Source organism: Candidatus Obscuribacterales bacterium, from assembly GCA_019744775.1.
Classification (GTDB): Bacteria; Cyanobacteriota; Vampirovibrionia; order Obscuribacterales; family Obscuribacteraceae; genus SBAT01.
On the sequence record JAIETZ010000006.1, the window covers coordinates 108,663 to 121,735 of the forward strand.

Genomic DNA, 13,073 nt, shown 5'->3' on the forward strand with positions numbered 1-13,073 from the left:
CACTGCTTTTTTCAAATAAGGCTAGAATCAAGGAAGAAGTTTTAGAGACCAAATGACAACCAATTCAGAAAACATGGCGGACTCCACTTGGGGGAAGGACATAACAATCCTTTGTCCTTCGGATTTTCGTTATTTGCCTGGCGTTTACGCCCTCTTCAATAGCGCCGTCCTAAATGGTTTTCTCGGTAAATTTGAAATTCTCGTCGATAAGCACCATGACTTCGACTTGTCTGTCATTCCCAATCATCCGCAGCTAGCCGTACGTTCCTTTGAGGGTCCCGGCACCGACTATTATTTCACTGTAAGTCGTCTAGCTGGATTAAGGGGATTGAGTCCCGGCAAATATCTGCATCTTGATGCAGATATGATTATAGAAAGGCCGTGCGGTCACTTATTTGAACCAATTGAAAATGGCATTGTAGTGAGCAGTGAACCGGAACGAAAGTACGACCAATATGATGTGCTTTTATATGACCAGGCAAAGGAAGTCGGGCTGTCCCATAATTTGAAACCATTCAATTACGTCAATGGCGGATTATTCGGATTTCGTATTCCTGAACACAATGACTTTATCAATCAATGGGCAGAACTTTCATTCAAACATTTTCGCAACCGTAAACTGATGAGCCCTGTCAATTGGTTTTGTCTTGATCAATGTATGCTCAATCTGCTCATTAGACAACCGGATGCACCGGATGTTTTCGCTATTTCGCCCAGGCAATTGGAATTCGGAAGTTTTGGGCAGTACTTTCAAGACCGGCCATTTCCTTATTTGCTGCAGGGAAAACTTATACCGACAGATCAAACCAAATTCATTATCCATGGCGCCGGCATCGACAGACCATGGCTTGAGCGCACACGAACGACACTTAAAGGAAAAATTGGCAACGCGCTGGATCATCTAGGATTGCTTGGACTATTTAAGAAACCAAAACCTTACGGCAGAGCATGGGCTTACTATGCCTTATCTGAAAATCTACCTATTCCGCATACAACATGGACAAACAAGCATTCATTCAACAAGCACAACAATCCCATCTGGCGATCAATTTATGGTCTTTAAAGCTATGGTCTCTGGAGCCAAGCCGTCTAAAATTCTGCTTGCTATCACATGTCTAATTGTTATTTGGCTTTTGTGGACAACAATTAGTCTTGCAATTGCCGCCACAAAACCCTCACAAGCTTATTTTGTATTAGGCGGCAACAACACAAGAGAAATTCACGCAGCCGAATTAGTTGCCAAACACCCACAAATGCTCACTCTTATTTCCGGAGGCAGTCCTGATCCGTGCATTTGGAACGCCTTTCAGCGCGCCAATGCGCCAATGGATAAAGTCTGGCTGGAAAAATGCGCGGATTCGACATTTGGCAACATGTACTACGGATTGCCCATTCTCAGAAGCTGGAAAGTCTCAAGGATTACGGTAATTGACTCACACAGTCACGAGCCGCGAGCGCAACTTTTGGCAGGAATTATTTTTGCCACTCATGGTATTTGGACGGACTTCGATATTCTCGATGATGGATTTCCCGCTAAACCGGAGTGGGACATTAAGACTGCCTTGGATGTAATTCGCGCCTGCTGTTGGGCGGTGATAAGTCAATTCTATTATCCGCATTGCAGCAATGTAACTCAACTTTCACAAGTCGATATGAATTACTGGAATGAGCAAGGGTATCATTGCGCACATCATATAAATCCGCTGACCGGCCAAATTGAAAATGATTCGGTTGTTCGAAATACCGGAAATTAGAATTTGAGTCCCTTCATGTACCAAAATCGTATGCCGGCGCGTTCAATGTATGGTCCAGGTTTCTGTGAGTGAGCAAACGCCTTAACTTTCTTCTGAACCATTTCATTCGAATCACTATCAGCGATGCGCATCATATCTATGACATCCTTTTGCCGAATCGCTTTACGCTGCCACATCTCCCCACTCACTGTGGGTTGCCAGTTATTTTGTTTTAGATCATCAATGACTACTGATACCAGATTTGGTATGAAGCTAAGAGTACGCTCGCGTAATGTCTCTGCATCATCATCTTTTTCGATTGGGAAACGTAACACCCTCAAAATGGGACCGGTATCCACGCCCTTATCCATAATATGAGCAGTAACACCAAATTCATTATCCCCTTCAAGGAGGGCCATCGAACAAGAGCCTCGTCCCGGCCATTTCGGCGGCGCAGTGTGGAAGTTGATGGCAGCGATAGACGGACTGGTAAGTAGTGGCTCACGCACAATAAGAGGACCGAAGGCAAACACGAATTGCGGGGCAAGTTTTGCCAAAGCTTCTTGATCTGTCTTTTCATTAAAGCTGAAAGAACTGGCAAATACGAGCTCAAAAGACTCCTTCAGTCTGTCTTCAACATCTTTCGAAGTTTGACTGTTTGTCCATCCAAGATAAATTGCCGTCGGTTTTTGCATATATTAGTCTCAAAATTACTTTGCCGATGTTTACGCGAATAGTCGTTTTATACTACGCAACCAATCGTAAGCTGACTGCCCTGCAAAAGTGGCACAGCTAAGAACGGATGCATAAAATTTGCCGGCTGGATCCGGTGCCATTTGCTTAGCCAAGGCAAAGTACTGACGAGCCACTTTTTCCTCTCCAGCACGAAAGCAGTCTAGTCCATGAGACACACAGGTACCGGCGACCGTACTTCTGGCATGTTTAAATACATTTTCCAGCTCATCGGCAGAAAAAATACCGGCTGCTTTAGCAAGAGGATATTGCTTTTCAACAATATAACTATAACCAACACCTACTTCTGCATTACGTCTTAGTTTTTCCGTAGCCGATCCACCATGTACACGGTATTCGCCGAGAGCATCTGCAATCAAACAGACTTTTTTCGACTTGAGGGCACACCTGAGCAATAGATCCATATCCGGACCATAGGCGAAGTTTCCATCATAGTAACCGGCCTCATCCAATACAGATTTCCTGACAAAAATTGTCGATGGTTGCACAGGAATTTTACCTGTGATGTAGTCCTTGTAAAAAGCTGCACCAGTGAGACAAACATCCTCAGCAGCCACAGCCTGCTTATCTCCGATAGGCTTGCTTTTCTCATCAATCAGTAAAACAGAACCAATTGCAACTCCCGCCTCAGGCTGGTCAATAAGCGCTTGAGAAAGCCTTCTCAGTCCATTAGGTAATAGCCTGTCATCATCATTTAAGATCAGAACAAATTCACCCGAACAAAGGTCGATGCATTTGTTAAGTGCTCCAATCATACCCAAGTTCACTGGATGGTAATGATATTTCAAGCGTGAGTCGGGAAAAGCACTGACGATTTCTTTGACATTTACTGGTGAATTAGTATCTAAAACCAGAAGCTCTAGATCGAGATCTTTATCCGCAAGCACACTGGCTATTGCTTCTCGAAGATAGTCTGTACGATCATACGTTAAAATAGCGACGCTAATTTGCGGCATGGCTCTCCCTTGTTCACAGCATCAATTGAATTATATACTTCGATAAACGCATTCGGATCTTCAAAATTCAAAAATTGCGCTTGACAGCATTCGATCAAAAGAATGTGGCAGATACGGCGCGGTCTAGAGGTTTTCGCGTAAAATAAGCACACGAAGAGGATGATTTGTGACCAAGAAATCTTATCTGGTGACCGGCGGTACGGGCTTCATCGGCGCGTCTCTCGTGACAGCGCTTGTAAATCGTGGACACAAAGTACGCACGCTTGATAACAACTCAAGAGGAGCGCACAGACGCTTAGCTTCTGTAGCTGGACAGTACGAGCATGTGGAAGGCGATATCCGCGATTATGCCACCTTTGCCGAAGCAGCAAAGGGCATAGACTGTGTTTGTCATCTTGCTTACATCAATGGCACTGAATTTTTCTACTCCATGCCGGAGACTGTGCTGGATGTTGGTGTCAAAGGTATCGTCAATGCAATTGACGTCTGCAAAAACTTGAGTATTCCTGAGCTTATTGTTGCTTCCAGCTCGGAAGTTTACCAGACACCGCCAACAGTGCCAACTGACGAGAATGTGCCTTTGGTTATACCGGATGTTTTCAATCCGAGATACTCTTATGCTGCCGGTAAAATCATCTCGGAGGTAATGGCAATCCATTGTGGCGCAAAGTTTTTTGAACGCATGATCATCTTCAGACCTCACAATATTTATGGTCCGGACATGGGCTGGGAACACGTTATTCCACAGCTTATCATGAGGGCAAAAGAGCTTAGTCAACAAGGCTCAAGTCCGGTGAAATTTCCCATTCAAGGGACTGGCAATCAGACACGAGCGTTTTGCTTCATTGATGACATGATCAATGCGCTAATGACAGTTTTTGAACATGGTAAACACATGGAAATTTACAACATCGGCACCGATCAAGAAGTGACGATCTCAGAGCTGACACGCATCATCGGTCACTACTTTAAATGCGAACTGGACTTAGTGGCAGGCGACATTGCCTCTGGAGGCACCTTGCGCCGCTGCCCAGACATTAGCAAAATAAGAGCGATTGGTTTTGAACCTCAGGTAAATTTAGTAGACGGCGTACGGCGCACGGCTGACTGGTACGATGCTAATCAAAATCTAGCTCCGGCAAAATCGTTTGTTCTTAATGGATAGAATACTTAAGGAGATAGAACATGAAACAACAGACTGCACTTGCTCAGGGCACAGGCTCATCCGTTGTCGTCGAACGCTGCCAAACATGTGACAGTGCCCGTCTTGAGTCAGTACTGTTCTTGGGTTACCTACCGCCTGTAAATACGATGCCCATTACAGGCAAACGCCCGGCAGAAGAAGCTAGTTACCCTGCTGAAATGTTGTTTTGTCACAATTGCACCCTGGCACAATTAGGACTGATTGTCGATCCGGCAATTTTGTTTCCACCAGAATATCCTTATTCCAGCGGCACGACAAAAATTCTCCGGGAAAACTTCAAGGAACTCTACGAGGAATCGTCTAAGATCGTACCTCTAACATCCGACGATCTAATTATCGACATAGGCTCTAACGACGGCACGCTTCTAAGTAATTTCAAAAACGGCGGACATAAAGTGCAGGGTATCGAGCCTACACTGATGGGGAAAAAAGCAATTGAAGCCGGTATTGCAACTGAAGAAGCTTTCTTTAACATCGAAACCGCCACTCGAGTACGCTCAAAAGTAGGCAAAGCCCGCATCATAACCGCAACCAATGTTTTTGCACACATAGAAAACATTCATGACATCATGGAAGGCATAATGACCTTGCTTGACGATGATGGAGTGTTCATCTCTGAATCCCATTATCTTCTGGGACTAGTAGAAACGCTACAATATGACACCATTTACCATGAGCATTTACGTTATTATTCTTTGAGTAGCATTAGCTACCTTCTCAATCGCCATGGACTGGAAGTAATTCACGCCAAGCGTATACCGACGCATGGTGGTTCTATTCGAGTTTATGCGGCCCGCAACGGCAAACACCCAGTCAGAGACTCTGTAAAAGAATTACTAAACAGCGAAAATGCTGCCAACCTTGGCACCAAACTTTTGCCGGAATTCAAAGAACGCGTCGTGCTTTCCAAGTTAAAACTCAATTCTTTATTGCTTGATTTAAAATTGAAAAAACAAAGAATTTTTGGCGTCGGAGCACCTTCTCGTGCCAGCACATTAATAAACTATGCAGGCATCGATAATGGCATTCTTGACTGTGTGGTAGAGGTCAAAAATTCACACAAGGTAGGTAAAAATATGCCTGGGACTGTAATTCCCGTAAAAGAAGAATCCTGCTTGTTTGATGAGCAGCCGGAATATGCGCTTCTTCTTTCATGGCACATCAAGGACGAATTGATACAAAATCTATCCGCCAAAGGCTTCAAAGGTAAATACATAGTCCCTCTGCCGGAACCGCAGATCATAGGCAATGACGGCACTAGCTCTAACGCTTGACCATTGTTCTCAGCTTTTGCAGTCCAGTATAAATTTCTTTCCCACCATAAGTGGCGAGCGACAGCATGGACAAGTAAAACTTTCCACCAAGTGTCGGCGTCAACTCGGCGGCGATGGCAAAGTACTGGCGCGCAACCTCGCATTGCCCTCTCTTAAAACAGTCCAATCCAATAGCTGTGCAACTGCCCGCGTACTGTCCGGCAGCAACGCAAAACATTTCTTTCAGATCATCATCAGGGAAAAGACCTGATGATTTGGCCAAATGATATTGCTTTTTAATCAGTCCTTGATACGAGCGGCCTATTTCAGCATTTGCTTTGAATTTTGTTGTGGCTGTGCCACCATGAATTCTGTACTCGCCAACGCTATCAGCGACAAGGGAAATCCTCCCATTAAGAGCAACACGCAGCCATAAGTCCATGTCCGGGCAATATTGGATTGCCGGGTCGTACTGCCCAGCCTTATTTAGAATTGATGTTCTCAGCAGCACCGAGCATGGTTGAACAGCAATTCTACCGGTCAGATATTTTCTGTAAAAGTCTCTTCCATCTATACATCGATCAACTTCAGTGATTTTCACCTTTTCACCAATCCGCTGACCATTCTCGTCAATAAGCAGGACTGAACCTATGGCCGCACCTACTTGCGGATCAACTACGATTTGGTCGTAGAGCTTTTTCAGACCACCCGGCAAAAGCCTGTCATCATCAGCCAAAAGCATTAGATATTCCGACTGACAAAGTTCAATGCACTTATTACCGGCACCAACCATGCCTAAATTTTTCGGATAGTAGAAATAATTTACTCGTGAATCGTTGAAGCTATCCACTATTTCTTTGACATTCACAGGCGAGGCGGTATCGACTATGAGCAGCTCAAAATCAATTTCGGACTCCGACAATACGCTGGCAATGACTTGGCGCAAATAATCATCGCGATTATAAGTAGGGATAGCAACAGTTACTTTGTCCATGACGCTAATTTCTTATACTCAGGAGAAAAATACAGCGTTTTAAAAATAGCATATGGGCCAAGAACAAACATAGCTAAGAAAGAGACGAACATCCCTCGGATACTCTTAGCTCTAAAATTGAGTTTTGTGTAAGTCCAATAAACGCGCATCCAGTCAACCACTAAGCGAATATAATTGTCCGGTCGCGCAATAATATGCCGATGCTTGCCTTGAAAATACGTCCAAGCCGAACACCTATCAATGGTCAAACCGATCATTTGCCGAACATTAGGAACCCGAACAGGATGCCTTACTTTGGCATCGCAAACAAAAAGAATCTCTGTTAACGGAAGCAAACGCCGGCGCAAGTCAGAGTCTTCTTGAGTAGGATGTCGAAAATTCTCATCAAATCCCCCAATCTCCTTAAACAAGCTTCGCTTGACGGCGATGTTTGCCGACCAAAATAGACCACCTGTCATATTAATTGGGCACTCAGAAAAAATTCTATTCATTTCACCGATTGCTTCAATTGACCCCTCTAAGGCTTGAGCCGCGCCGCCGGTATGCGCAGCATAGACAGAAAGCCAATTAGCATCAATCAAAACATCATCGTCCGTAAAAACCAGCCATTCACCAGTTGCTAATTTCGCGCCGTTATTTCTGTTAGCAGCAGGACCTTTCTGAGGGCCCTTAACGAATCTAACCCAGGGATATCCTTCTTTGACTACAGTCTCTACCGCGCTTGAGCGGCTATCATCGGTGACGATCACTTCATACTCACCAAAAGCCATTGTTTGCTTGCCGGAAGCAAGCGCGTCCAAGACGTGACGAAGAGGCTCTGCGCGTTCACAGGTAGGAATTATCACTGAAAACAACATCAACTGAATTATATACCCAAAAATTGTTTTATACTTCAAAGGGGCCGAACAGGACCGTTACGCTGGGGATGGTTAATGCCAATTTGCGTTATTACACCAAGGTTGCCACCAGCCATGGATGGGTTGGGCGATTATTGCTATCAGATGTGGCACCACTGGCCCAACAGCGAAAAGCCCCAGAGATTTTTAGTACTGGACTCAGTCGATGAAAGCCGCAAATATTGGCCGCAGGTCGCAATTGACCAATTCGAGCCATCGGAAAACGGGCTTCTAGCAAGACTTTCCAAAATGAATGTCGACACTGTCTTCTTGCAATACGTCGGCTATGGTTTTGACGTAAACGGCTGTCCTTCATGGCTACCAGCAGCACTTAAAAAATGGCTGGATGGTAATAGCGGAAGACGTTTGGTTACCATGTTTCACGAAACCTGGTCTAGCGGCAAGCCTTGGCAAAAAGTCTTCTGGCTTATGGGCAAGCAAAAAAAATGCGTGTCGGACCTGATGCAGCTATCCTCGGCAATAATCACCAGTTGCGAAGTTAATCGTCAGTCTCTACTGGCACTCGGTGTAAATAAACCAGTTCAGATAATCCCTTTGGGTTGTAGTTTTGCTGTTGATGCCTCAGCAGTGAAAAACTGGAAGCAATTGCTTATTTTTGGCAAGGAATACGCCAGAGTTAGAGGTGTTCAGACTCATGTGGAGCTTCTCGAGCAACTAATCAAACAAGGCGCGATCGAACGTATAGTGCTCGCGGGTCAATGCACCGGCAAAGACCTAGCCGCCGAGTTTATTCGGGACAAACTCCCCTCTCTAAACTTAACCACAGCCTACAATTTCGACAGTTCGCAAGTACCTTCATCGGTTCAAGAAAGCGGGTTGTCCTTGATGCATACTCAATCAACCCACATTTTGAAATCGACTTCTTTCCATTTAGCGGCAAAACTGGGACAAGTCTCCATTGCTGAGGACAGCGGTCCAGCCGACACTCCATTTATTTCCGGCAAACACTATCTTGCATATCCGGTTGACAAGCCAGATATCCTTATCGGTTCACTAAACGACCAACATCTCGAATCGATTTCGCGAGATGTTTCTCAACTTGCCTCTACTTATTTGTCTTGGCGTGAAATCGCCTCAACCTGGCATCAAATCTTTGAGTCTCTCGTCTGATATATTAGGCAACCGATACCAAAGCCGTCTTGATCAAAGTCTTCAACAAACTCGTTGACCAGAAAGTATATTTTTGATCATTCATTCAGCACCCAATCGAAGATGTCCATTATTTGACTGGCAAAGGTTTTCGAATTCCAGCCCGAATCGACCAGGCTTCTTCCCGTTTTACCCATTTCAATAGCCTTGTCGGGGTTATCCTGAAAAAACCGTATCGCTCGAGTCCACCCTTCTTCATCATTGGGTTCCACCCAGAATCCAATTCCCAGGGCTTCAATATCAATGTCAATATAAGGATTTTTCGTCATTATGACAGGCTTAGCCATTGCCAAGGCATCTACCAAGCTCGACAGTCCGTTCAGATGATCAGCCGAATATAGGGGTATCGCCAAAGCCCTGGCCTTTGCGTATATTTTTACCAGGTCTGGAAAAGGCAAAAATGAATCATCAGGTCTCACCGTAACTTCTACGCAATCGGCAACTTTAATTCCAGGGCTAAAGCTTTCTTGTAAACAAAGTATGTGAGCAGGTTGATTCATCTTGGCGCAGGCTTTAGCAAAAGTCAGAAAGTCACGTCCGGTACGACCGGCCGCTACAATTGTTTCGCCATTAGAAATGTTCTCGGGATAATAATCCTTATCCGGTCCCCATGTTAAAGCTTTTGACTTGGGCTCTTTTAAGTTTGCAACTCTTTTGTTGATGCTTCCAGAAACAGCCTTACTCATTGCCGGAAAGGCATCGCAGCCATTCACCATTAGCCTTACAAACGGCTCACGTGTGGCAGCTAGCATGCCCATATTCAATGGTTGATGGGCAACTACCACCAAAGGCGTCTTAAACAGTCCCAAAGCGCGCATATAGCTCAGTAAGTATGTCTGTGTCTGACAGGGTGCATAAATCAAATCAGCATTCTTGTCAGCTAAAATGCGCGCCTGTTGTTCAAGATCTCCGATCGGCAATGGTAGCCTCAGCCGGTTATAAGTCTTTTGCAGGGAACTTAAAAACGGATCTTCAGCAAAATCAATTAGTTCGGCCTGATAATTACGCTCAGAAAAGTAGTTAATGCCATACAAATATTGATCAGGGGTCTGTCCATCTTTAACTTCTTGCCAGACACCTGCAAGTGGATAATTGTTAACTACCAATACTCGACGCATCTGTCACACTCTCCTTTTTTGAGAGCGTGTAAGCGAACGCCAGAGCTGATAATGCGGGGAAAGCAAACTTATAAATGCCGCAGCGGGATCATTTGACTGAATATCACGCGCAGCAAGCACCTTTATAGAATAAATAACTTGCCGCAAGTACGCCCCAAAATCAACAGCTTCCTTATCACCGGCATGCCAACGCCAGTATGTTTCAAGGACATCCGACAAATTCTTTTGTCTTGCATCGAGTATCGTAAGAACAGGATCAAACACGACATCATAACCTGCTTGCAACAATCGATGTCCCAACTCTCGATCCTCACTGTGCCTGCACAGACGATTAAAATTACCTATTTCCAGCACAATTGATTTTCGTAACAGACTGCCGGCAGTTACCAACAGTCCATGACGGTTGGTCGCTCCTTCAGTCATTTCATAAATGTGTCTGTTGGCCCATCGTTCAGACAATGTTCTAGGGTGGTTTAAAATAATTCGCCCAAAGACGCCGGCCTCTTTTCCAACCAGAGGCCATGATAGGGCATGTTCCAAATACTTCGGACTAATAACTTTGCCGGCATCCAGACAAAATACAAGTTCGTTGCGAGCCATCTGCATCGCCTGTGCTCTAACTGCTCCTCGCCCGGTATTGCGGTCATTTTGTATAACCTTCACACCGCAAGCATTGGCTACCGTTGCTGAATCATCTGTTGAGCCGTCATCAATCACAAAGATTTCATCGATTGCCACGGTCTGAGCCTGTAGCGACCTAATCGTCTCACCAACGGTCGACGCGTTGTTATAGCAGGGTACATAGGTGCTGATTTTTCTTACGCTGGATACAGATTCAGGGACTGCCATTCACAAGTCCCTCCAAAGCTGCGTACCATTTACTACGTAGACTTTCCTTAGCGAAAATGACCTCTGAATCTCGTCTATTCGTCTCTGAAATAGAACCGAGATCATTGTCCGCACACCAATTAATTTTCGCCGCCAAATCATTGATATCAGGCAAACGTAAATGTGCGTGCTTGACCCACTCTGTTGAGTACGCTCGCCTTTTGAACCACTGCTTTCTAACTAATAGTTCCTTCGTCGTCACATATTCATTCATTGGAGGGTAATCGGTTGTAATAACAGGCATTCCAGTAACCAATGGCTCCAGCACCATAAAACCATTGCCTTCCATTTTGGACGGTTGTATAGCCACATCACCACTTGCGTACAATTGCGCCGGGTTATCGAGATTGCCAACCTGGACTTTGATGCGCGAATCCAATTCAGGCAGCTCGATTTCCTTTTGCATACGCACAAGTAAGGATATGTCGGCTCTTTTCACTTTCTTAAAGGCAAGGATGGTATCACGCGTGCCTTTTCTATCTTGCGGATCAACCAGTCCTGCATTATGTACAAATTGTCGGGCTTTGCCTTGAATCATCCGTTTTGGAAACCGTCCAATATCAATCGCTACAGGAATATATATACGATTATTGAAACCATAACTTGCCACTATCTTGTCGGTAAAATGCGATTGGCAAACAAATAAATCACAAAGCTGCCATTCGGCATCAGTCCCGCGAAACCATTCCCAATTGGGAATGCAGACGGTCTTCAATCCTGATTCTTTTGCGACAGCTAACATGTTTCGGTGCCAGCCATGTCGTTCGGGAAATATTATTCCTTGCAAGCCGGCATATGCTTCTCTAAGTTGAGCATCACTAAAGTTCGGATCCAAAAGTCTCTCGAAATCACCGGACAATGGGTGATCAAACAATCGCTCGGAAGGAATTGCCAGGTAATAGCCAATACCCAACACAGACTGCACGTCGGCCATTTGCCGGCCAAAGCCGGAATCGTCCTTATGCCCTACTACTGCCCACTTTGCCGGATCAAACATTTTTCAATTCTACCCTACCGGATAACCGGCAAAATCCAGCCAGGCTATCGACCGGCGCATGCCTTCGTCAAAACTAACAAGTGGCTTATAACCAAGAACCTGCTCGGCTTTCTTATGTGGCACCTTGTAAGTACACAATTGCAGGGCAACCATTTCAGCACTAGGGCGTGGCTTGTTAACGAGCTGTTCTGTGTTAGTCGAACTCACTACAGAAGCATCTTGCGCAAAAACCATTTTCTTAATTGCGGCTTTCAGCCCACCTGAAACAAACGGGAGAATGCTTTGTGTGACAGGCAACGCGCGTAAATGATTAAAGAAATCCTCCCTTGAAGGTTTCATACAGGCATTCACTTCGTCATCGCTCATTCGGTAGATGCTTGCAGGATTTATTTTTAAGGCATATGCCATTTGCTCATAGTATTTAAGCCAAGTGACGGTCTCATCATCACCCACTAAAAATGCTTGCCTGTCTGCAGATTTACTCCCAAATGCCAGCCTGATTGACTCCAATAGATTGTCCACATAAATTGTGTTGCAAATACCATTTCCATTGTTCACTAGATAGGCTGTACCAGCCAACAATTCATTGGCTAACCCGGCAGTCCAACGCCAAGACCTTGGTCCGTAAACTATGCCTGGGCGAAATATCACTATTTCAACTGAGCCTTTGTCTCTGCGTTTTAAAAGCTTTGTCTCTGTTGCGACTTTGGCATTTGAATAAACAAATCTCTGTTTCTTACTCAGTTTGTCTTCTTCGCTTGTACCGGCAGCAGGATTCAAGCCGTGAACGGCAAAGCTGCTTAAATAGACTATTTTCTCAACGCCTGCCTTTTCTGCCGCACTATAAACCGCATCAGCCGAACTAATCATTGCTTGAGCATCGCCGAGTGCTGCATGCAGAACAAACCTGCTGCCTTTGAACGCTTCCACCAATGCCTCTGTGTCAGCCGCATCAGCAATTTTGCCCGCAAGATCAAAGCGAGACACTCGAGCTAGACTCCCATAGCTTCTAACAATTGGCACGACTTCGAAAAGATTCTGCAAATAAAAGAACTCAACAGCTTGCGTGCCGATGAATCCATTTGCCCCCAATATTGCCAGTTTGTCCACG

The 13,073-nt window shown here is 45.1% G+C and carries 13 protein-coding genes; 5 read left to right on the top strand and 8 right to left on the bottom strand.

What is annotated here, in order from left to right; translation table 11 throughout:
* Window positions 1–52 precede the first annotated feature (52 nt).
* Both K2Y22_13580 and K2Y22_13585 read left to right on the top strand, forming a co-directional pair.
* The gene (locus K2Y22_13580; protein ID MBX9879486.1) at window positions 53–1,063 is read left to right on the top strand and encodes a hypothetical protein; all 1,011 of its coding nucleotides are present in this window, start codon (window positions 53–55) and stop codon (window positions 1,061–1,063) included.
* Entirely contained in the window at window positions 1,053–1,754 is a 702-nt protein-coding gene (locus K2Y22_13585; GenBank protein ID MBX9879487.1) for a YdcF family protein, read from the top strand. The genes K2Y22_13580 and K2Y22_13585 overlap by 11 nt, the downstream gene beginning before the upstream one ends.
* Here K2Y22_13585 and K2Y22_13590 read toward each other — a convergent pair.
* A complete protein-coding gene (locus K2Y22_13590) occupies window positions 1,751–2,428 on the bottom strand; it encodes a hypothetical protein (protein MBX9879488.1) in 678 nt (225 codons plus the stop codon). The genes K2Y22_13585 and K2Y22_13590 overlap by 4 nt on opposite strands.
* Before the next feature lie 30 nt (window positions 2,429–2,458).
* Window positions 2,459–3,442, bottom strand: a complete 984-nt coding sequence (locus tag K2Y22_13595; protein MBX9879489.1) for a glycosyltransferase — start codon at window positions 3,440–3,442, stop codon at window positions 2,459–2,461.
* Window positions 3,443–3,608: 166 nt separating this feature from the next.
* Between K2Y22_13595 and K2Y22_13600 the strand changes: the two genes are divergently transcribed.
* Together K2Y22_13600 and K2Y22_13605 are read left to right on the top strand one after the other, a co-directional pair.
* The gene (locus K2Y22_13600) at window positions 3,609–4,607 is read left to right on the top strand and encodes an NAD-dependent epimerase/dehydratase family protein (protein MBX9879490.1); all 999 of its coding nucleotides are present in this window, start codon (window positions 3,609–3,611) and stop codon (window positions 4,605–4,607) included.
* 20 nt (window positions 4,608–4,627) lie between these two features.
* On the top strand, window positions 4,628–5,920 hold the full coding sequence (locus K2Y22_13605) for a class I SAM-dependent methyltransferase (protein ID MBX9879491.1): 1,293 nt from the start codon (window positions 4,628–4,630) through the stop codon (window positions 5,918–5,920).
* On the opposite strand, the gene K2Y22_13610 is transcribed toward K2Y22_13605, so the two are convergent.
* Both K2Y22_13610 and K2Y22_13615 read right to left on the bottom strand, forming a co-directional pair.
* Window positions 5,910–6,893: a glycosyltransferase gene (locus tag K2Y22_13610; protein MBX9879492.1), complete on the bottom strand. Its 984-nt coding sequence runs from the start codon at window positions 6,891–6,893 to the stop codon at window positions 5,910–5,912. The two genes, K2Y22_13605 and K2Y22_13610, sit on opposite strands and share 11 nt — an antisense overlap.
* Entirely contained in the window at window positions 6,881–7,789 is a 909-nt protein-coding gene (locus K2Y22_13615) for a glycosyltransferase family 2 protein (protein MBX9879493.1), read from the bottom strand. Before K2Y22_13615 ends, K2Y22_13610 begins: the two co-directional genes overlap by 13 nt.
* A 36-nt stretch (window positions 7,790–7,825) precedes the next feature.
* Between K2Y22_13615 and K2Y22_13620 the strand changes: the two genes are divergently transcribed.
* Window positions 7,826–8,920 (top strand): hypothetical protein, encoded by a 1,095-nt coding sequence (locus K2Y22_13620; protein ID MBX9879494.1) that lies wholly within the window; start codon window positions 7,826–7,828, stop codon window positions 8,918–8,920.
* A gap of 77 nt (window positions 8,921–8,997) precedes the next feature.
* Here K2Y22_13620 and K2Y22_13625 read toward each other — a convergent pair whose 3' ends face one another.
* Genes K2Y22_13625 through K2Y22_13640 form a run of 4 tightly spaced genes read right to left on the bottom strand, consistent with a single transcriptional unit; the run spans window position 8,998 to window position 13,072 of the window.
* Entirely contained in the window at window positions 8,998–10,077 is a 1,080-nt protein-coding gene (locus K2Y22_13625) for a hypothetical protein (protein ID MBX9879495.1), read from the bottom strand.
* Window positions 10,078–10,080: 3 nt separating this feature from the next.
* Entirely contained in the window at window positions 10,081–10,926 is an 846-nt protein-coding gene (locus K2Y22_13630; protein ID MBX9879496.1) for a glycosyltransferase family 2 protein, read from the bottom strand.
* Window positions 10,913–11,962 carry a glycosyltransferase gene (locus K2Y22_13635; protein ID MBX9879497.1) on the bottom strand — a complete coding sequence of 350 codons (1,050 nt, stop codon included), beginning with the start codon at window positions 11,960–11,962 and terminating at the stop codon, window positions 10,913–10,915. The genes K2Y22_13630 and K2Y22_13635 overlap by 14 nt, the downstream gene beginning before the upstream one ends.
* Before the next feature lie 9 nt (window positions 11,963–11,971).
* The gene (locus K2Y22_13640; protein MBX9879498.1) at window positions 11,972–13,072 is read right to left on the bottom strand and encodes an NAD(P)-dependent oxidoreductase; all 1,101 of its coding nucleotides are present in this window, start codon (window positions 13,070–13,072) and stop codon (window positions 11,972–11,974) included.
* Window position 13,073: the final 1 nt, after the last annotated feature.

Bases quoted from the DNA above. Each gene is read 5' to 3' on its own strand.
- K2Y22_13580 (MBX9879486.1), top strand. From the start codon at position 53: ATGACAACCAATTCAGAAAACATGGCGGACTCCACTTGGGGGAAGGAC.
- K2Y22_13585 (MBX9879487.1), top strand. From the start codon at position 1,053: ATGGTCTTTAAAGCTATGGTCTCTGGAGCCAAGCCGTCTAAAATTCTG.
- K2Y22_13590 (MBX9879488.1), bottom strand. From the start codon at position 2,428: ATGCAAAAACCGACGGCAATTTATCTTGGATGGACAAACAGTCAAACT.
- K2Y22_13595 (MBX9879489.1), bottom strand. From the start codon at position 3,442: ATGCCGCAAATTAGCGTCGCTATTTTAACGTATGATCGTACAGACTAT.
- K2Y22_13605 (MBX9879491.1), top strand. From the start codon at position 4,628: ATGAAACAACAGACTGCACTTGCTCAGGGCACAGGCTCATCCGTTGTC.
- K2Y22_13610 (MBX9879492.1), bottom strand. From the start codon at position 6,893: ATGGACAAAGTAACTGTTGCTATCCCTACTTATAATCGCGATGATTAT.
- K2Y22_13620 (MBX9879494.1), top strand. From the start codon at position 7,826: ATGCCAATTTGCGTTATTACACCAAGGTTGCCACCAGCCATGGATGGG.
- K2Y22_13625 (MBX9879495.1), bottom strand. From the start codon at position 10,077: ATGCGTCGAGTATTGGTAGTTAACAATTATCCACTTGCAGGTGTCTGG.
- K2Y22_13630 (MBX9879496.1), bottom strand. From the start codon at position 10,926: ATGGCAGTCCCTGAATCTGTATCCAGCGTAAGAAAAATCAGCACCTAT.
- K2Y22_13635 (MBX9879497.1), bottom strand. From the start codon at position 11,962: ATGTTTGATCCGGCAAAGTGGGCAGTAGTAGGGCATAAGGACGATTCC.